The 19,918-nt window shown below is 73.5% G+C and carries 14 protein-coding genes; 11 read left to right on the top strand and 3 right to left on the bottom strand.

Annotated features, from left to right (window positions below; translation table 11 throughout):
• Positions 1-40: 40 nt before the first annotated feature.
• The 7 genes from ACF1CT_RS20460 to ACF1CT_RS20490 all read left to right on the top strand — a co-directional run bounded on the left by ACF1CT_RS20460 (position 41) and on the right by ACF1CT_RS20490 (position 10,795).
• Complete coding sequence (locus ACF1CT_RS20460) at positions 41-1,630, top strand: nitroreductase family protein (protein ID WP_391785302.1); 1,590 nt, start codon at positions 41-43, stop codon at positions 1,628-1,630.
• A 51-nt stretch (positions 1,631-1,681) separates the two neighbouring features.
• Complete coding sequence (locus ACF1CT_RS20465) at positions 1,682-4,468, top strand: lantibiotic dehydratase (RefSeq protein ID WP_391785303.1); 2,787 nt, start codon at positions 1,682-1,684, stop codon at positions 4,466-4,468.
• Complete coding sequence (locus tag ACF1CT_RS20470; RefSeq protein WP_391785304.1) at positions 4,465-5,559, top strand: lantibiotic dehydratase C-terminal domain-containing protein; 1,095 nt, start codon at positions 4,465-4,467, stop codon at positions 5,557-5,559. The genes ACF1CT_RS20465 and ACF1CT_RS20470 overlap by 4 nt, the downstream gene beginning before the upstream one ends.
• The gene (locus tag ACF1CT_RS20475; protein ID WP_391785305.1) at positions 5,556-6,692 is read left to right on the top strand and encodes a M50 family metallopeptidase; all 1,137 of its coding nucleotides are present in this window, start codon (positions 5,556-5,558) and stop codon (positions 6,690-6,692) included. The genes ACF1CT_RS20470 and ACF1CT_RS20475 overlap by 4 nt, the downstream gene beginning before the upstream one ends.
• Before the next feature lie 163 nt (positions 6,693-6,855).
• Positions 6,856-7,830 (top strand): ABC transporter ATP-binding protein, encoded by a 975-nt coding sequence (locus tag ACF1CT_RS20480; RefSeq protein WP_391785306.1) that lies wholly within the window; start codon positions 6,856-6,858, stop codon positions 7,828-7,830.
• Between the two features lie 236 nt (positions 7,831-8,066).
• On the top strand, positions 8,067-8,822 hold the full coding sequence (locus ACF1CT_RS20485) for an ABC transporter permease (RefSeq protein WP_391785307.1): 756 nt from the start codon (positions 8,067-8,069) through the stop codon (positions 8,820-8,822).
• A complete protein-coding gene (locus tag ACF1CT_RS20490; RefSeq protein ID WP_391785308.1) occupies positions 8,819-10,795 on the top strand; it encodes a TOMM precursor leader peptide-binding protein in 1,977 nt (658 codons plus the stop codon). The genes ACF1CT_RS20485 and ACF1CT_RS20490 overlap by 4 nt, the downstream gene beginning before the upstream one ends.
• A 117-nt stretch (positions 10,796-10,912) precedes the next feature.
• On the opposite strand, the gene ACF1CT_RS20495 is transcribed toward ACF1CT_RS20490, so the two are convergent.
• On the bottom strand, positions 10,913-11,089 hold the full coding sequence (locus ACF1CT_RS20495) for a thiazolylpeptide-type bacteriocin (RefSeq protein ID WP_073790073.1): 177 nt from the start codon (positions 11,087-11,089) through the stop codon (positions 10,913-10,915).
• A 411-nt stretch (positions 11,090-11,500) separates the two neighbouring features.
• On the opposite strand from ACF1CT_RS20495, the gene ACF1CT_RS20500 reads away from it, so the two are divergent.
• Positions 11,501-12,844 carry an amidohydrolase gene (locus tag ACF1CT_RS20500; protein ID WP_391785309.1) on the top strand — a complete coding sequence of 448 codons (1,344 nt, stop codon included), beginning with the start codon at positions 11,501-11,503 and terminating at the stop codon, positions 12,842-12,844.
• Positions 12,841-13,116, top strand: coding sequence for a hypothetical protein (locus ACF1CT_RS20505; RefSeq protein WP_391785310.1), 276 nt, complete (start codon positions 12,841-12,843; stop codon positions 13,114-13,116). Before ACF1CT_RS20500 ends, ACF1CT_RS20505 begins: the two co-directional genes overlap by 4 nt.
• Before the next feature lie 47 nt (positions 13,117-13,163).
• Here the strand turns inward: ACF1CT_RS20505 and ACF1CT_RS20510 are convergent, their stop codons facing one another.
• Entirely contained in the window at positions 13,164-14,162 is a 999-nt protein-coding gene (locus tag ACF1CT_RS20510; RefSeq protein ID WP_391785311.1) for a helix-turn-helix transcriptional regulator, read from the bottom strand.
• A 738-nt stretch (positions 14,163-14,900) separates the two neighbouring features.
• On the opposite strand from ACF1CT_RS20510, the gene mfd reads away from it, so the two are divergent.
• Positions 14,901-18,434, top strand: coding sequence for a transcription-repair coupling factor (mfd, locus tag ACF1CT_RS20515; RefSeq protein ID WP_391785312.1), 3,534 nt, complete (start codon positions 14,901-14,903; stop codon positions 18,432-18,434).
• A 159-nt stretch (positions 18,435-18,593) separates the two neighbouring features.
• Positions 18,594-19,421, top strand: a complete 828-nt coding sequence (locus ACF1CT_RS20520) for an MOSC domain-containing protein (RefSeq protein WP_391785313.1) — start codon at positions 18,594-18,596, stop codon at positions 19,419-19,421.
• Positions 19,422-19,489: 68 nt separating this feature from the next.
• Here the strand turns inward: ACF1CT_RS20520 and ACF1CT_RS20525 are convergent, their stop codons facing one another.
• Complete coding sequence (locus ACF1CT_RS20525) at positions 19,490-19,795, bottom strand: hypothetical protein (protein ID WP_391785314.1); 306 nt, start codon at positions 19,793-19,795, stop codon at positions 19,490-19,492.
• Positions 19,796-19,918: the final 123 nt, after the last annotated feature.

Below are 19,918 nucleotides of genomic sequence, written 5' to 3' on the forward strand. Positions count from 1 at the left end.
TCCCCGCCCCGCACCCCTTCCCGTGACCGAGGAGCCCGCCATGGGGTACGCCCATGAATACGCCGCCGCGATCCTTCAGCGCGGCCGGGTCCCGATGGACCCCGCCGACTACGTGCCGAACTGGTCGGACGGCCCGCGCAAGACCAAGTTCTACCCCGGCACCGACACCCTGCCGCTGCCCGACTGCGACTACCCGGCCCACGCGGATCTGGACCGCGGCCTCGCCCAGGACACCGGCGGCGGGGGCGAGTTCGACCTCGCGCTGCTGGGCGGGATGCTCCGCGACTCCTACGGGCTGACCGGCCGCCGTCTCGGCGTCCAGGCCAACACCGACCTGAGCGCCCTGCCGTTCTACCCGCTCGCCAACTGGTCCCGGGGCTCCGCGTCGGGCGGCGGCCTCTACCCGGTCGCCGTGCACTGGGTCTCCGGGCCCAGCGGCCCGGTGCCGCCGGGGGTGCACCACTACTCCACCCGGCACCACGCGATGCGGCGGCTGCTCACCGGTGACGTGACCGGCGAGGTGCGGGCGGCGCTCGGGGAAGGGGCGCCGGGCCCGGACACCGACCAGTTCCTGGTGCTGTCCATCAAGTACTGGCAGAACGCCTTCAAGTACAACAATTTCTCCTTCCACGCCGTCTCCATGGACCTCGGGGCGTGTGTCCAGACCTGGCGGATGTGGGCCGGGGCGCGCGGGCTGTCCGTCGAGCCCGCGCTCTGGTTCGACGAGGAACGGCTCGGGCGGCTGCTCGGGGTGGACACGGCGGACGAGGGCGTCTTCGCCGTCGTCCCGCTGAGGTGGACCGGGGCGGCGGCCCCCCGCACCCCCTCCCCGGACCGGGCCCCGGCCGCCGTGGCGGTGCGCCACCGCGACCTGGAGCGCTCGCGCACCGTCCTCGCCTTCGACGCGCTCCGGCGGATGCAGGCCGTGACCGCCGCCGGGGCCACCGACCGCCCCGCCGCCGGGGCGCTCGCCCCGGCCGCCGCGCACCCCGCCGACCCGGACCGCCCCGAAACGCCGCTCCCGCCCTGCCCGCCGCTCGACATCGACGTGCGCACCGCCCTGCGCACCCGCCGCAGCAGCTTCGGCCGCTTCGAGTCCCAACGCCCGCTCACCGCAGAGCAGTTGGCATCCTGCCTGGCGGCCTCCGCGGCCGGTTCGCGGATCGGCGGGGACACCGGCGGTCAGCGGCTGGCGAAGCTCTACGCGTTCGTCGGCCACGTCGACGGGATCGAGCCCGGCGCGTACGAGTACGACCCCGACGCGCACAGCCTGCGGCTGGTGAAGGCGGGCGCGCCCGGCGCGTTCCTGCAGAAGAACTACTTCCTGTCGAACTACAACCTGGAGCAGGCGGGCGCCGTCCTGGTGCCCACCGTCCGCACCGACGCCGTCCTCGACGCCGTCGGGGACCGGGGATACCGCCTGGTCAACGCCGCCGTCGGGGCGATCGCCCAGACCGCCTACACCACCGCGTCCGCCGTCGGCATCGGCTGCGGGGTCGCGCTCGGCTTCGACAACATCTCGTACATCGAGGAACTCGGCCTCGACGGCACCGGCGAGGCCCCGCTGCTGATCATGATGATCGGCAACGAGCGGCCCGCCCCGGCCGACTTCCGGTACGAGATCGCCTGAGCGCGGCCACCCGTGAGAACCACGACCGGAACGAGAAGGGGAGACCCCGCCATGACGCCGGACCACCCGGCCACCGCCCGCACGGCCGCACCCGCGACCGCGCCCGCGGCCGTCACCCGCCCCCGCTTCATGCTGCGGGTCGCCGGGCTGCCGGTCGACACCGTGCGGGGACTGCGCTGCCCGGACAGCCGTCGCTGGGCCGACGACGTCCTGCACGCCACCGAGCGGCTGCGCGCCGACGGCGAACGGCTCGGCGACCTGCTCCACGACCTCGTCGGCGGCAGCGACGACGAGACGCTGCGCCGCACCCTGCTCGCCCTGCGCCGCGACATCTTCAACAACCGGCTTCCCCGGGCCGGGGCTGCCGATCACGCCCTCGCCCTGGTGCGCGGGCTGGACGGGACGACCGGCGAGGCGCTGGCCGCCTGGCTGGCCGCCCGGCGCCGCCTGGAGGAGCAACGGGCGGCGGGCGCCGCCCTGCTCGCCGGGGAGACCGCCCGCGCCCGCGGACACCTGCGCCTGCTCGCGGGCGAGGAACGGCTGCGCAGGGCGCTGCTGCTCGCCTCCCCGGCCCTGGACGCGCAACTCGACACGTACGCGCGCGGCGACGCCGCCACACCCCCGGACAAGAAGCGGCGCAAGATCGAGCGCTCGCTGCTCTCGTACCTGTACCGCACGGCGTGCAAGACAAGTCCGTTCTCCACGTTCACCGGCGTCGCCCTCGGCACCTTCGGCGAGAGCGGGGACGGGGGCGAGGACGGCGCGGAGCGGGGCGCGGGGCTGCGGGCCCGGGTCGACGACGCGTGGCGGGGGCGGCTGCGGCTGAACGTCGCCGCCGTCGGCCGGCTCGCCGAGGCCGTGATCGCGGACCCGGTGCGCCGGGCCGATCTGCCGGTCGCGCCCGCCTCCGGCTGGGGCCGCGACGACGACCGGGTCCGTTACGTGCGCCGCTGGGTCACCCAGGGCGACGAGGACACCGCCGTCACCTTCGACGCCGTGAAGGACCGGCTGTTCTTCCTGCGCCGCAGCGGCACCCTGGAACGCCTCCTCGGCCTGTTCGAGGAGCGCGGAACCCTCCGTTACGGGGAACTCGCCGACTGGCTGGCGAAGGACCGGGACGCGGACGTCGAGGAGTGCGCCCAGTACCTCCAGGCACTCCTCGACGTCGGCATGGTGCAGGTGCCGTGCCTGCGCACCGAGGTCCACGACACCGACCCGCTGCGCGCCCTCCAGCACTCGCTGCGCGACCTCGGCCGCCCGTGGGCGGACCGGCTCGCCGACCGGCTGGACGCCCCCGCCTCCCACGTCGAACGGTTCGCCGACGCCGACCCGGCCGGACGGCGCGCGCTCATGGGAGAGTTGCGGAGCTCGCTGCGCACCCTCCAGGAGGAGGAGCTCGGCGTCGACGGGGCGCGCGTCCCGCAGACCCTGCTCTACGAGGACGTGTCCGCGGGCCGGCACACCGAACTGTCCGCCCCCGCCTGGGAGCAGCTCGCCGCCGCGCCGCTCGGAGCGGTGGAACGCGTCCTGCCCGCCTTCGACCTGACGCTGCCGCAGCGCGTCACGTTCAAGGGGTTCTTCCTCGCCCGGTACGGGCAGGGCGGGCGCTGCGACGACCTGCTGAAGCTGGTCCACGACTTCCACGAGGACTTCTTCGACCAGTACATGTCGTTCACCGCGAAGCACACCACGTTCGACGCGGACGGCAACTACGTCCCCGAGGAGAACTGGCTGTCGCTGCCGCAGCTCAAGGCCCTCGACACGGCCCGGCAGACCTTCGTGGAGCGGATGCGCGCCCTGTGGGCGCAGTGGGAGGCCGACCCCGGCGGCCGGTCGGGCCCCGACGGCGCGGAGATCCGGGTGGACGCCGCCCTCCTGGACGAGGTCGCCGACGAACTCGCGCCCCTGCGCGGCACGTTCGCCCCGCTCGCGCACCATGTGCAGATCGCGGACCGGCCCGGCGACCCGCTCGTCGTGCTCAACCGCTCCTACGGCGGGGTGTCGTTCCCGTTCAGCAGGTTCACCCACCTCTTCGACGGTCTCGACGAACAGCTCCTCGCCGCCACCGCGGACCTGCTGCCGGACGGCGCCGTCCTCGCCGAGGTCACCGGCGGACCCGTCACCAGCAACCTCAACCTGCACGGCAGGCTCACCGACTACGAGATCGTCTGCCCCGGTGAGCGCGGCACCCTGCCCGAGCCGAACCGGATCCACCTGGACGACCTCCACCTCGTCCACGACCGCGACACCGACCGCCTCGTGCTGCGCTCCACCCGGCTCGGCAAGGAAGTGGTGCCGGTCTACCTCGGCTACCTCGTCCCGCTCGCCCTGCCCGAACTGCCGCGCACCCTGCTCCTGCTCTCACCGACCTCGATGTCCCCGCTGAACGTGTGGGGCGGCGTCCCCGAGGGCGTCCCGGTCGCCGGGGTCACCAGCAGGCCCCGGGTCCGGCACGGCAGTGTGGTGCTCGCCCGGCGGAGCTGGAGCGCACCCGCCGCCGAACTGCCGCTGCGCGCACCGGCCGACGCGGACGACGCCTGGTTCCTGGGCTGGCACGCGTTCCGCCGCGCCCACGGCCTGCCGGACCGGGTCTTCGCGACCGTCGCCGACAGCGGGGCGCGCGGCGCGACCGGCGCCAAGCCCGCGTACGTCGACTTCGACAGCCCGCTCTCGCTCGCCGCGTTCGAGTCCCTGATCAAGACGTCCGGGGCACGGGTCGTGTTCCGGGAGATGCTGCCCGACGAGGACGGTCTGCACACCGTCTCCGGCCGGGGCCGCCACGTCGCCGAAATCGCGGTGGAGACCGCAGCCCCCGCCGAGAGGAGCAACCCGTCATGAGCACAGCCCCACCCACGCCGGCCGCCACCGGGACCCGCCGGGCGGGGGCCTGGCAGGCCACGCACATCTTCTACGCCGCCAACCCCCGCCCCATGCTGACCCAGTGCGTCCGTCCGCTGATCGAGGAACTGGAGGCGGACGGCCTGATCGACGGCTACTTCTTCATCAACTACTGGCTGGAGGGGCCGCACGTCCGGCTGCGGATCAGGCCCTTCGCCCCGGAGGCCGAGGCCGAGGTGCGGCGCCGGACGGAAGCGGCCGTTGACGCGTTCCTCACCGAACGGCCCGCCCTGTACGAGGTGGACTCCGGGTTCCTCAACGACTTCTACAACACCCTGTTCGACATCGAGTTCCCCGGCGCCGAACGCGGCCACTACACCGACGACCAGGGCCGGATGCGGCTGCGCCCCAACAACTCGCGCAGCGCCGAGCCGTACGAGCCGGAGTACGGGAAGTACGGCGGCCCGGCCGGGATCGAGCTCGCCGAATGGCACTTCCGGCACTCCAGCGACCTGGTCATCGACGCGTTCCGGACGAAGAACCTCCACCTGCGGACCGTGCTGCTCGGCACCTCCGCTCAGCTGATGATGGTGATGGCCGCCGCGTTCCTGCCCGGCCGCGAGGAACTCGCCGACTACCTCGACAGCTACTACGAGTTCTGGCACCGGGCGTTCCCCGGCACCGGATTCATCGGCAGCGACGAGTACGACCGCAACTACGCGGCCATGGCGCCCGGCCTGGCCGCCCGCTTCGCCCGCGTCCGTGCCGCCGTTGCCGACGGACCCGGCGGAGTCGAGGGGCCGGCCGGGGCCGACGGGGCCGGGTCGGCGCGGCTGCCCGGGTTCCTCGCCGGGTGGGCCGAGCACTGCGCCGAACTGCGGGAACGGGCGGTCGAGCTGACGCTCAAGGGCGATCTGGTGTTCCGGTCCTGGGACGGTGAGCGCGACGAACGGGTCACCGATCCGGCGGCCTCGCTGCCGCTCCTCCTCTCCCCGTACATGCATATGACCAACAACCGGCTGCATGTGACGATCCGCGACGAGGCGTACCTGTCGCACGTCCTGGGCCGGGCGCTGCGGGAGCCGGGATGAGCACCGCCCGGCCGGGCGCCGTCGACGGTCTCGCCGAGTACCGGCCGGAACTGCGGCCCCAGGTCCTGCTGAGCGACGCGATGCTGCACGGCGCCGCGACGGTGCACCTGATCAAGGACACGGACGGCGGCGGCTCCTTCCGGGTCGGCCCCAAGGAACACTTCCTGATCGCCCGGATGGACGGCAGCCGCAGCCTGGCGGAGATCGGCGAGGAGTACGCGCGGGAGTACGGGCGCAGGCTGGACGCCGCCCGCTGGCAGCAGATCCTGCGGATGCTCGGCACACGCGGGCTGCTGGCCGGGGCCCCCGCCCGCCCGGCCGCCGGGGCCGGGGCCGTCCCCGGGCAGGACGCCCGGCCGGAGCGCGGGGTGCTGCGCGGCAGCATCCGGCTGGTCGCCGACGCGGACGCCACCACCGACCGGCTGCACCGGGTGGTCGGCTTCCTGCTGGCGCCCGGATGGCTGGTGCCGCTGCTGGCGCTGGTGCTGGCGATGGAAGCGTTGATCGTCCTTCGGATCGGTGAACTGCTCGACATGGCAAAGGAGTTGTTCACCAATCCGGTGCTGCTGCTGGCGGCCGCCACGCTGCTCTGGTTCAGTACCGCGCTGCATGAACTCGCCCACGGGGTGGTCGCCCGGCACCACGGCGGCACGGTGGCCGAAATCGGCCTGCGCTGGCGGCTGCCCGTGATCATCATGTATTGCACGGTCGACAACTACCTCTATCTTGGCTCCCGTTGGCAACGCATCCAGACCGCGCTCGCCGGCGCGGTGATGAACCTGCTGTTCCTGCTCCCGTTCTGCGCGCTCTGGCTGTTCGCCCCCCTGGACACCGCCACGCACGACGCGCTCGGCGCGCTGCTGCTCCTGGGCAGCGTGCAGGCCCTGGCCATGCTCGTCCCGCTCCCGCCGCTCGACGGCTACCGGATCGCGAGCCAGCTGTGCGGGGCCACCGAACTGGCCGCCTCGACCGGCGCCTACCTGCGCCTGGCCGCCCGCCGCGACCCCGCGGCGGCCGACTACCCGCGCCGCGCCCGGGCCGCGTACCGCGCCTACGGTCTGGGCGCGGTGCTCACCCTCGTGGGCATCGTGGCCGCCGTCGTCGCGGCGGCCCACCACCTGCTGACCGCCTGACCGCCCGGCCGCGCACCCCGGGAGCACGGCCCCGCCGACCACACCCGCCACCGACACACCCGCCACCGACACACCCGCCGACCCCATGCCCGCCGACCGCACGCCCGCCGACCGCCGCGCCGAAGCACCGACCCGCCGATCAGCGGCGGACAAGGAGAGTTCCATGACCCCCACCGCCCCCTCCGCCTCCCCGGGGAACCAGGCAGGCCCGGACGACGGGTCCGTGCCCGCAGTCGTCCTCGACGCCGTGCACAAGAGGTACGGCGACCGGCACGCCGTCGACGGGGTGTCCCTCACCGTGCCGCGCGGCGAGTTCTTCGGACTGCTCGGCCCCAACGGGGCGGGCAAGACCACCCTCGTCGAGATCATGGAGGGGCAGCGCAAGGCGGACTCCGGGACCGTCACCGTGCTCGGCTCCAGCCCCTGGCCGCGCAACCCGGCCCTGCTGCCCCGGCTCGGCGTGCAGACCCAGACCTCGGCGTTCTTCGTCCGCCTCACCGCCCGCGAGCACCTGCGCACCATGGCCGCCCTCTACCGCACCGACGACGCGGCGGCCGACCGGGCCCTCGCCTCCGTCGGCCTCGACGAACAGGGGAACACCCGGGTGGACGACCTCTCCGGCGGCCAGCGCCAGCGCCTCGCCATCGCCTCCGCACTCGTCCACGAACCCGAACTGATCTTCCTGGACGAGCCGACCGCCGCCCTCGACCCGCAGGCGCGTCGCGCGCTGTGGCAGGTGCTGCGCGACCTCAAGGGCGAGGGCCGCACCATCGTCTACACCACCCACCACCTCGACGAGGCCGAGGCGCTGTGCGACCGGGTCGCCATCATGGTCGACGGCGCCGTCGCCGCCCTCGACAGCCCCGCCCACCTCATCGCCGCCGCCGCCCCCACCACCCGGCTCGTCGTCCCCGACGACCGGATCACCCTCGACCAGGCACGGGCCATCGAGGGCGTCGACGCCGTCACCGAGGAGCCCGGCGCGCTCGTGCTGGAGACCCTCGAATCCGGCAAGGTGCTGGCCGCGATCGACGCCCTGGCCGGACTGCGGGGCGTACAGACGCGCACCGCCGACCTGGAGGACGTCTACCTGGCGCTCACCGGCGCCCCGACCGACGCCACGCGCACCCCCGAGTAGCTCCGCTGCCGGGCCCTCCCGGCGCCCCGGAACCGCACGTGCCGTGCGCCGCGCCCGCCTTCCGGCCGAAGGCCACCCGACAGGCCCTCAGGCGGTTCGAGGACACGGCCCGGCGGCCGCCGCGCCCCCGCCCTCCGCACCGTCCCCGCCGGTCGCCCCGCCCCGCACCGGCCCCCAGCAGTGATGCCACCCTCCACCCCGCACCGATCCCCAGCAGTGATACGGAGACACCCCCGATGAGCGCATACGCGGCGCTGAGCCAGGCCGGATACCGGGCCTACACGCGCGACAAGACCACGCTCTTCTTCACCTTCGCCTTCCCCCTCATCTTCCTCGTCGTCTTCGGGCTGATCTTCCACGGCCAGACGGTCGAGGAGAGCGGCAAGCCCTACATCAACTACATCGCCCCCGGCGTCCTGTCCTGGGGCGTCGGCAACGCCGCCGTGTTCGGGGTCGGCTTCGTCCTCATGCAGTGGCGGCGCGACGACATCCTGCGGCTCATCCGGATGACGCCGACACCGGTCTCCGCCGTCCTCGCCTCCCGTTACGTCCTGGCGCTCGGCATCGGCGCGGTCCAGGCCGTGCTGTTCGTCTCCATCGCGCTGCTGCCCATGTTCGGGCTCCGGCTGGACGGCCGCTGGCCGCTCGCCCTGCCCGTCCTGGTCATCGGCATCACCGCGTTCCTCGCCCTGGGCGTCATCGTCGGCAGCTACGCCAAGACCCCCGAGGCCGTCGCCGCCGTCGCCAACTGCCTGATGATCCCCATGGCGTTCCTGTCCGGCTCGTTCTTCCCGCTGGACGCCATGCCGGGCTGGATGCAGAACCTGTCCCGGGTGCTGCCGCTGCGCTACCTCAACGACGGGATCTCCGGCGCCCTCACCGGTTCCGGCGGCGCCGGTGACATCGGCATCGCCTGCGCGGTGCTCGCCGGATTCGCCCTCGTCCTGTGCGCGATCGCGCTCAAGACCTTCCGCTGGAGCGACAAGTCATGACGACGGCCACGGCGCCCGCCGTACCGCCGGTGCGCGGCGAGACCCCGCTGGAGGCCGCCCGCGCAGACCTCCACGACGAACTCACCCGCCGCCACCGGGAGCTGTCCGGCCCGACGGCCCTGCCCGCGCCCCGTGTGGTGCCGCTCGGCGCCGCCGACACGCTCGGCTTCGGCAGCCCCGACCCGTACGCCGGCCACCGCCCGGCCGCCAATGTCCAGCTCACCTCCCGCGCCGTGCTGATCGGCCCCTGGGGCGGCGAGCCGGGCACCACCGCCTGCGGCCAGTGCCTCGCCATGCGCTGGCAGCGGCTGCGCAGCCGCTCGGAGCGCGAGGCACTGGAACTCGGCGGCCGCCCGGGCGGCGCCGCCCACTGGCCGGTCCTCACCCCCTACGCGGCCGACGCCGTCTGGGCCCTCTACCGGGCGGTCCTCGGCACCACCGCCCACAGCCTTCCCGACACGACCGCCGCCGACCGCGCGCTGCCCCGGGTCAGCCGGATCGACCTGGTGACCCTGGCCACCGCGACGTTCCCGCTCCTGCCCGAACCGCTCTGCCCCGCCTGCGTCCAGGAGGTTCCCGACACGGCCGAGTCGGCCCGCATGGGCCTCGGCCCGGCCCCGAAACCGGACCCGGACGGCTACCGGCTGCGGCCCCTGTCCTCGTACCCGCTGCCGACCGCCGCGCTCGTCAACCCGGTCTGCGGCACCCTCGGCTCCGACCTGTGGATCAACCCGACGTCCACCACCACCGCACCCGCCGCCGGCACCCACTTCGTCCGCGGCTACGCCGGTCTCAACGACGTCACCTGGAGCGGCCAGGCCAACAGCTACGACACCAGCCGCGTCCTCGCCCACCTGGAGGGCCTGGAACGGTACGCGGGCACCACGCGCCGCCGCGGCACCTCACCCGTCGTGGACAGCTACACCCGGCTCGCCGACCGGGCCCTGGACCCGGCGGCCTGCGGCCTCTACGCCCCCGAGACCTACGCGAGCGACCCGATGGTCTCCCCGTTCGACCCGGACCGGCCCATCCCGTGGGTGTGGGGCCACTCCCTGCGCGACGACCGTCCCGTCCTGGTGCCCGCCCGGCTCGCCCACTACAGCGCCGGGGTGGAGGCCGACAACTTCGTCTTCGAATGCTCCAACGGCTGCGCCACCGGCGGCAGCCTGGAGGAGGCGATCCTCTACGGGCTGCTGGAGATCGTCGAACGGGACGCCTTCCTGCTCGCCTGGCACGGCCGGACCCCGCTCACCGCGATCGACCTCACGACCTGCCGGTCCGCGGCCGTCCGCAGCATGATCGACAGGGCCGGGCTGCACGGCTACGACGTCCACGCCTTCGACACCCGGATGGACCTGGCCGTCCCCGTCGTCACCGCCCTCGCGGTGCGCCGGGACGGCGGACACGGCACGCTGTCGTTCGCCGCCGCCGCCGGATTCGACCCGGAGGCGACCGTCGAATCGGCGCTGTCCGAAGTCCTCACCTACATCCCGCACCTGCCCTACCAGGTCGCCGAACGCCACGCCGAACTCACCGCCATGGCGGCCGACTTCACCCGCGTACGGCAGCTCAAGGACCACGCCCAGCTCTACGGGCTGCCCGGGATGGCGGTGCACGCCCGGGAGTACCTGGAGCCGGTCGCGGTGCGTCCGCTTGCCGACACCTTCGCCGACTGGCAGCCCCACCGCCCGCGCACCGGGGACCTGTTCGACGATCTGAACCTGCTGCGCGACCAGCTCGTCAACGCCGGGCACGACGTCATCGCCGTCGACCAGACCACCCCCGAGCAGCGCCGGATGGGCCTGCACACGGTCGCCGCCGTCGTCCCCGGCCTGCTTCCGCTGGACTTCGGCTGGACCCGGCAGCGGGCCCTGCTGATGCCCCGGCTGCGCACCGCGTTGCGGGCCGCGGGCAGGCGGGCCGACGACCTGCCGGAGTCCGCGGTCAAGCGCGTCCCGCACCCCTTCCCGTGACCGGCGGGGTCGTGCCGACGGCCGGTGCGGCCGGGCCGTCGGCACACAGGCCCCCTCCGCGCTCACGGCACGGAGAGGGCCTGCGGTCCTGCGAACGCTGCGCGACCGACGAACGGATCAGGCGCAGCAGGAGGTGGTGCTGGTGGTGCTGGAGCAGGTCGAGGTCGAGGAGCAGGACGTCGAACCGGCCAGCACGACCTCCGCGGCGTCCGAGTAGTCCGAGATCTCGAAGGTCTCCGACTCCAGCTCCAGGATCTCGTCGGCGAGGGTGGCGAGCTCGGTCTTGGGGGCCATGGTCTTCTCCCTTGGTTCCCGGGGACGGGCCGGCGGCTCCGGCGACGTTCCCCTGCGATGACGTCATTGCAGCGGGGACCGCTGTCAGATCGGCCGCGGTTTCGCTGTCAGACCGCTGGCACCCCCTGACAGCGGAACGCCGCATTCCTGAAGCCGGGGAGGCTCAGGCTGAGAGCCTGTCGGATGACCTTCGACCGGAAGGCGGACGCGGCATGGCGCGTGCGGTTCCAGGGCGCCGGGACGGCCCAGTGGCGGAGCTGCTCGGTCATGTCGGCAACGCCGGAAGCGTGCGTGCCAGGACGTGGCCGCCCGGTCGGAGGTCACCCGACAGGCTCTGAGGGAGCCGGCCCCACACGTGCCCGGCCGGCCGGGACGACGACCGGCCCGGCCGGCGGAACGAGGTGAGATGACATGCAGGAGACACCCGCATCCCCACCCGGCCCCCCGCCCCCGAACCCGAGCCCGGCCCGGTCCAGGGCCCCGGCCCCCGTGGTGGCGCGGGAGGTGCTGCGTCCGGCGCTGGAGCTGTACCTCGACGCGCACGCCCACCCCGAGCTCTCCGGGGGCGAACGCCGCACCGCGGACCTGCTCGCCGCCCGGCTGGAGGCGAGCGGCTGCACGGTCGCCCGGCAGGTGGGCGGCGGACACGGGCTGGTCGGGGTCCTGCGCAACGGCAGCGGTCCGACGGTCATGCTCCGCACCGAACTCGACGCCCTCCCGGTCACCGAACGCACCGGCCTTTCCTACGCGAGCACCGTGCCGGGCGTGATGCACGCCTGCGGTCATGATCTCCATCTCGCCGCGGTCGCCGGGGCCGTGGACGAACTCGCCAGGACCCGGTCCGCGTGGCGCGGCACGGTCCTGGTGGCGGGCCAGCCGGCCGAGGAGACCCTGGCCGGGGCGCGCGAGATGCTGGCGGACGGCCTGTACGAACGGTTCGGCACCCCGGCCGCGGTCCTCGCCCAGCACACCTCGCCCGCCCCCGCCGGCACCGTCGCGCACGCCGTGGACTTCCGTACGCCGCTGATGGCGGCGAGCGCGTCGGTGGACGTCACGCTGTACGGGCGCGGCGGCCACGCCGGAACCCCGCACCTCACCGTCGACCCGGTCCTCACGGCGGCGGCCACGGTGCTGCGGCTCCAGTCCGTCGTCGCGCGGGAGACCGCCCCGGCCGAGCACGCGGTGCTGACCGTCGGCGCGCTGCGCGCCGGGGGTCCCGGCAACGTGATCCCGGACACGGCGGAACTCTCCCTGTGCGTACGGGCGTTGTCCGGTCCGGTGGTCGAGCGGATGACGGCCGCCGCGCTGCGGATCGTGCGGGCCGAGTGCGCGGCGTCCGGCTGCCCCAGGGAGCCGGACTTCTCCGTCACCGCCCGCTCGCCCGCGCTGCTGACCGACGAGGCCGCCACCCTCTCGGTGCGCCGGGCGCACGAGGAGTCGTTCGGTCCGCAACGGGTCACCGGCTGCGGCCCGCTCACGGCAACCGAGGACTTCGCCAGGTTCGGCGACGGGGACGTGCCGACGGTGTACTGGATGCTCGGCGTCACGGGGGCGGGGCAGTGGCGCCGGGCCCGCGACGGCGGACCGCCGGTACCGGCGAACCACACGCCGGAGTTCGCCCCCGACGTGCGTACCGCCCTGCCCACCGGGATCGTGGCCATGGCGTCGGCCGCGAGGCGGTTCCTGGCCCCGGCGGTTCCAGCGGTCCCTGCGGCCTCAGTGGTCCCGGAGGCTCCGGAAGAGGACACCCCGTGACCGGCCACCGCGACGGGGCGGCGCCCGGCGCCGGCCATGTCGACCTGGTCACCGTCCGCCGCGACGACACGGCCGCGACCGGCGAGACCACCGTCGTCCGGCTGCTGAGCCTGCTGCCCGCCCACTGGACCTGCACCCCCCGGTCCGTGGGCCCGGACCGGATCGTCCTGCGCATCGCCCTGGACGACGCCGTCGATCACCACGCGGTGCGCCGGGCCGTCGCCGGCGCCCTCGCCGACCGGGCACTCGACGGCTGGACGGAGGAACGGTGAGCCCCGCGTCCGCGACGCGCCCGGTGGCGCCGTCGCGGGCACACCGCTCAGATCCAGCCGCGCTCCCGGGCCAGCAGCGCGGCATGGGCGCGGCTCGCGGCACCGAGGGTCTGCATCAGATCGGCCACGTGCCGCCGGTACGTCCGGACCGATACGCCCAGCTCACGCGCGCCCGCCTCGTCCTTGCCCACGGTGCACATGGACACCAGCACCCGGCGCTCGGTCTCCGACAGGCAGGCGTCCGGGGCCCCGTCGTCCTCGTCGCCCGCCCGCGCGAGATCGTCCGCCTGGTCCCAGATCTTCTCGAAGAGGGCGATGATGTTGCGCACCAGGCCGCCGCGGTGGGCCAGCAGCGCACCGCGCGAGGTGTCGTGCGGGTCCAGCGGAACGAGCGCCGCCTTGCGGTCGTAGACCAGCAGCCGCTCGGCACTGTGCTCGGTCACCCGGATCATGGCCCCGTTATCGGCAAGCTCCCGCAGGTAGGAGGCCGTCGCCGGATCCCGCAGCGCGGCCCGGATCACCACGTTCCGGATTCTTACGCCGCGCCGCAGACAGCGCAGGTCCAACGGGCGGGAGCGGGCGATGTTCTCCGGCGACAGCTTGGTGTACGGCTCCACGGAAAGGATCTCGTCCCTGGCGAAGAACGCGAGATCGTCGATCCGGTTGCGGATCTGCGCGAGCCCCTCCAGTTGCTCGATGCCCGGCGGCGGAGGTCTTCGTGCCCCCTGCTCCGCGCGCAGACCGTCGATGACGTGCCGGGACCGGGTGACGCGCTGCAACTCCTGGTGCAGGGCGTGCAGACGCAGATCGATGAGCCGGCTCACGGAGACCTCGGGGTCGGTCGGGAAGACGCGCAGATCGGGCCCCTCGGGATGGAGCAGCCCCAGCTCCTGGAGCCGGGCGACGTGGGCGCGTGCGGATGCCCGGTCCGTGCGCAGGAGGAGGTGCAGATCATCGGTGGCGGTGCCGGGGTTGCGCAGGAGATGCCGGTAGATCTCCTCCTCGGCCTCCGAGACCCCGAACACGGACATCTCGTTGTCGCCCACGTGTGCCCCCGCTGCCTGGTCCCTGCGCGGCCGCGTACTCCCGGGGGTCGCCCGTGAGCACTGGTCTGCGGCTGCCGTACTGACTGTCCGTGCAACTGTTTGTGGAATCTTTCGGCCAAAGAGTAGACGCTGAGATCATTTCTGTGAGGGTCTCGAACACAACTGTGTGCGAGACAAAGATGAACGGTGCGCGTCCCGCGACGAGCGGCCCCGCGCGTGCGACGGACGGTACGGGCCGGGCGCCCGCCGGAACGGGCGCCCGCCGCCCGGCGGGCGGGGCGTCCGACGTATTCCGGCCACGGCACGGACGGCGGCCGACCGGCCGGGACCGCGCCCCCGCTCCGTTCCCGCCCCCGCCCCGTTCCCTTTCTCGCCCCCGTCCCGTTCCCGTCCCGTTCCCGCCCGGCACAATTGCGGGCGCGGCCGTCACGGGAGAGTCGTAGGCTGGTGGTCCCCGGCCCGCCGGGGGTGGCTCCTGGATCATGCCGGGCCCGGCCCGCGAGGGCGTGACGGCGACATGACGGGCACGCGCGTCCGTGACGTTCCCGTCGATCGCCCACGCTCCGCGCGCGTCCCGGTTTCCGCCGTGGACCGCGCGCACCGCCCGCGCTCCCCGGTCCGGACCGGTCCGACCCGGAAGCCGCCCTCGCACATGTGTCGGGTCCTTCGCGTTGTCCCGACCCCTGGCAGCAGCCGGCTGCCGGGACCCTGCCTCGTTTACCCGGACGGAAGCCCTTCATGAGTCTGCACGGTCTGCTGGATGTCGTCGTTCGTGACCCGGCACTCTCCGAAGCGGTGAGGGCCGCGGGCGACGGCCACCGGATGCACGTCGACCTGGTCGGCCCGGCCGCCGCCCGCCCCTTCGCCGTGGCCGCCCTGGCCCGTGAGTCCGGCCGGACCGTGCTCGCCGTCACCGCGACCGGCCGGGAGGCGGAGGACCTGGCCGCCGCACTGCGCACGCTGCTGCCGCCCGACACCGTCGCCGAATACCCGTCCTGGGAGACCCTGCCGCACGAACGGCTCTCGCCCCGCTCCGACACCGTGGGGCGCCGCCTGGCGGTGCTGCGGCGACTCGCGCACCCCCGCGCGGACGACCCGGAGACCGGCCCGGTCCAGGTCGTCGTGGCGCCCGTCCGCTCGGTGCTCCAGCCCCAGGTCAAGGGGCTCGGCGACCTGGAACCCGTCGCGCTGCGCACCGGGCAGAACGCCGACCTCGGCAGCATCGTCGACGCACTCGCGGCAGCCGCGTACTCGCGGGTCGAACTCGTCGAGAAGCGAGGCGAGTTCGCCGTGCGCGGCGGCATCCTCGACGTCTTCCCGCCGACCGAGGAGCACCCCCTTCGGGTGGAGTTCTGGGGCGACGACGTCGAGGAGATCCGCTACTTCAAGATCGCCGACCAGCGGTCGCTGGAGGTCGCCGAACACGGGCTGTGGGCACCGCCCTGCCGGGAACTGCTGCTCACCGACGAGGTGCGCGGCCGGGCCGCCGCCCTCGCCGAACAGCATCCGGAGCTCGGCGAACTGCTCGGCAAGATCGCCGAGGGCATCGCGGTGGAGGGCATGGAGTCCCTCGCCCCGGTCCTCGTCGACGACATGGAACTGCTGCTCGACGTGCTGCCCGCGGGGTCGATGGCGCTGGTCTGCGACCCGGAGCGGGTCCGTACCCGGGCCGCCGACCTCGTCGCCACCAGTCAGGAGTTCCTCCAGGCGTCGTGGGCGGCGACCGCGGGCGGGGGACAGGCGCCGATCGACGTGGGCGCGGCCTCGCTGCGGGGCATCGCGGACGTCCGGGACCGGGCGCGCGAGCTCGGCATGATGTGGTGGTCGGTCTCCCCGTTCGCCGCCGACGAAGCCGTCGAGGACACCGACACGCTCAAGCTCGGCATGCACGCCCCGGAGGCGTACCGCGGCGACACCGCCCGCGCGCTCGCCGACACCAAGGGCTGGATCGCCGACGGCTGGCGCACGGTGTACGTCACCGAGGGGCAGGGCCTCGCCTCCCGCACCGTCGAGGTGCTGAGCGGGGAGGGTGTCCCGGCCCGCCTGGACCCCGACCTGGGCGAGATCTCCCCGTCCGTCGTCCACGTCTCCTGCGGCGCCATCGACCACGGCTTCGTCGACGCCGAGCTGCGGCTCGCCGTCCTCACCGAGACCGACCTCACCGGCCAGCGCACCGCCACCAAGGACCTGGGCCGGATGCCGGTCCGCCGCCGCAAGACGATCGACCCGCTGACCCTGGAGACCGGCGACTACATCGTCCACGAGCAGCACGGCGTGGGCCGCTACATCGAGATGGTGCAGCGCACCGTGCAGGGCGCCACCCGCGAGTACCTGCTCGTCGAGTACGCCCCCGCCAAGCGCGGCCAGCCCGGAGACCGCCTCTACATCCCCACCGACCAGCTGGAACAGGTCACCAAGTACGTCGGCGGCGAGGCCCCCACCCTGCACCGGCTCGGCGGCGCCGACTGGACGAAGACCAAGGCCCGCGCCAAGAAGGCCGTCAAGGAGATCGCCGCCGACCTGATCAAGCTCTACTCGGCCCGGATGGCGGCCCCCGGCCACGTCTTCGGCCCCGACACCCCCTGGCAGCGCGAACTGGAGGACGCCTTCCCGTACGCGGAGACGCCCGACCAGCTCTCCACCATCGCCGAGGTCAAGGCCGACATGGAGAAGTCCGTCCCGATGGACCGGCTGATCTGCGGCGACGTCGGCTACGGAAAGACGGAGATCGCGGTCCGGGCCGCCTTCAAGGCCGTCCAGGACGGCAAGCAGGTCGCCGTCCTCGTCCCCACCACCCTCCTCGTCCAGCAGCACTACGGCACGTTCACCGAGCGCTACTCCCAGTTCCCCGTCAACGTCCGGGCGCTCAGCCGTTTCCAGTCGGACACCGAGTCCAAGGCGACGCTCGAAGGGCTCCGCGACGGCGCCGTCGACCTCGTCATCGGTACCCACCGCCTGTTCTCCTCCGAGACCAGGTTCAAGGACCTCGGCCTGGTCATCGTCGACGAGGAACAGCGCTTCGGCGTCGAGCACAAGGAGCAGCTGAAGAAGCTCCGCGCCAACGTGGACGTTCTCACCATGTCCGCGACCCCCATCCCCCGTACGCTCGAAATGGCCGTGACGGGCATCCGCGAGATGTCGACGATCACCACACCGCCCGAGGAGCGCCACCCGGTCCTCACCTTCGTCGGCCCGTACGAGGAGAAGCAGATCGGCGCCGCCATCCGCCGCGAGCTCCTCCGCGAGGGCCAGGCGTTCTACATCCACAACCGCGTCGAGTCGATCGACCGGGCCGCCGCCCGGCTGCGCGAGATCGTTCCCGAGGCCCGGATCGCGACCGCCCACGGCCAGATGTCCGAACAGGCCCTGGAACAGGTGGTGGTGGACTTCTGGGAGAAGAAGTTCGACGTCCTGGTCTCCACGACGATCGTCGAGTCCGGCATCGACATCTCCAACGCCAACACCCTGATCGTGGAACGCGGCGACAACTTCGGCCTCTCCCAGCTCCACCAGCTCCGCGGCCGGGTCGGCCGGGGCCGCGAGCGCGGATACGCCTACTTCCTCTACCCGCCGGAGAAGCCCCTCACCGAGACCGCCCACGAACGCCTCGCCACGATCGCCCAGCACACCGAGATGGGCGCGGGCATGTACGTGGCGATGAAGGACCTGGAGATCCGCGGCGCCGGAAACCTCCTGGGCGGCGAGCAGTCCGGCCACATCGCGGGCGTCGGCTTCGACCTCTACGTCCGCATGGTCGGCGAGGCGGTGGCCGACTACCGGGCCTCCCTCGAAGGCGGCGTCGAGGAGGAACCGCCGCTGGAGGTCAAGATCGAGCTCCCGGTCGACGCCCACGTCCCGCACGACTACGCCCCCGGCGAGCGGCTGCGCCTCCAGGCGTACCGGGCCATCGCCTCCGCCAACTCCGAGGAGGACATCCGGGCGGTCCGCGAGGAGCTCACCGACCGCTACGGCAAGCTCCCCGAACCCGTCGAGAACCTCCTCCTGGTCGCCGGCCTGCGCATGCTGGCCCGCGCCTGCGGCGTCGGCGAGATCGTGCTCCAGGGCCCGAACATCCGCTTCGCCCCGGTCGAACTGCGCGAATCCCAGGAGCTGCGCCTCAAGCGGCTCTATCCCAAGACGGTCATCAAACCGGCAGCCCACCAGATCCTGGTCCCGCGCCCCACCACCGGCAGGATCGGCGGCAAGCCGGTCGTGGGCCGCGAACTGCTGGCGTGGACGGGGGAGTTCCTGACGACGATCCTGGGCTCGTGAGGACTGCCCCGCGGGCCCCGGGGCGTGCGCGTTCCCCGGCCCCGTCGGCACGTCCGGCCGGGCCGGGGAGACGCGTGGCTGTGCCGACGCGCTACCGTGCGGCGCGGAGCGGACTCGGGCGACCGTCGGTGGCCCGAGCACGAGGGAGGGCGGGCGGGCGTGGCCAGGATCGCCGCACTGTCGTACTACCCCGTCAAGGGGTGCGCCGGCGTCTCGACGAACGGCGCGACGCTGACACCCGCGGGCCTCGCCCACGACCGCAGCTTCATGGTCACCGGCGTGGACGGGGTGTTCCGCAGCCAGCGCCGTGATCCGCGACTGGCGGTGATCAGTCCGGACATCGGCGCCGACGGCGGTCGCCTCGTGCTGCGCTGTCCCGGAACGAGCCCGCTGGCCATCGACGTCGACGTCTCCGGCGCGCGCCGTGACGTCGACCTGTTCGGGGACCCGTTCAAGGGCATCGACCAGGGCGACGAGGCCGCCGGGTGGCTGTCGGAAATCCTCGGCACGCCGAGCCGGCTGATGCGGGTGCCTCCGGAGCACGACCGGGTGACCGACGGCCGGACGCCCGGCACCTCCGGCTACGCCGACAGTTGCGCCGTGCACATCCTCTCCGTGGCCACGCTGGACCTGCTCAACGAACGGACGGCCCGGCGAGGAGGCGCGCCGCTGCCCATGGACCGGTTCCGCCCGAACATCGTCGTCGACGGCTGGGACGAGCCCCACACCGAGGACCGGGTGCGCCATCTCGCCCTGGGAGAAGCGGAGTTGGGCTACGCCAAGCCGGCCATCCGGTGCGCCGTCACGATGGTCGACCAGGACACCGGCGCGAAGGCGGGCCCGGAGCCGCTGCGTACGCTCGCCGGCTACCGGCGGGCAGCGCAGGGCGGTGTCGCCTTCGGCGCGAAGTTCGCCGTGCTCCGGCCGGGGAAGCTGTCCGTGGGCGACGAGGTGGTCGTCGGTTCGTGGGGCGAGCCGGAACTGTAGGGCGGGTGCCGTGCTGCCGGGGCCCGTGCCCCCGTTCCCTTCCGGGCGGCGCGGGGCGGGGCCCTGTCTCAGGCCCGCCGGGCCGCCGGCAGATCCCGCGGGGTGGGCGTCAGGTCCACGCCCACGCCGTCGGAGAGCCCGGCGGGGCACACCGCCGGCAACGCGGCCTCGGCCGCACCCGGGACGACGGCCCTTCCCCCGGTCGGACGCGTCAGGTCACGAGGGCCGAACCGGTTGTTCTCGCGCCATCTGACGGAGCCGGGCAGCAACGCCCTTCCACCGCTCGCCGCAGGAACGACGACGTCGTACTCATGGCTGTTGCCGCGGTTCCACCAGCCGCCGTGTTCCGGTGGGCCGTACGGAGCCGGCCGCACGCGCGGACCGCGAACCATGTGATTCCGGCCGCACCTTGACCGACGCGCGCTCTTGAACGACTGTCAGAAGGGAAGACATCCGTACGATTTCCGCGTTCGGCTTTCTTCCTCTCAGGACGGCTT

The organism is Streptomyces sp. NPDC014734 (assembly GCF_043083325.1).
In the GTDB taxonomy this organism is placed as follows: Bacteria; Actinomycetota; Actinomycetes; order Streptomycetales; family Streptomycetaceae; genus Streptomyces.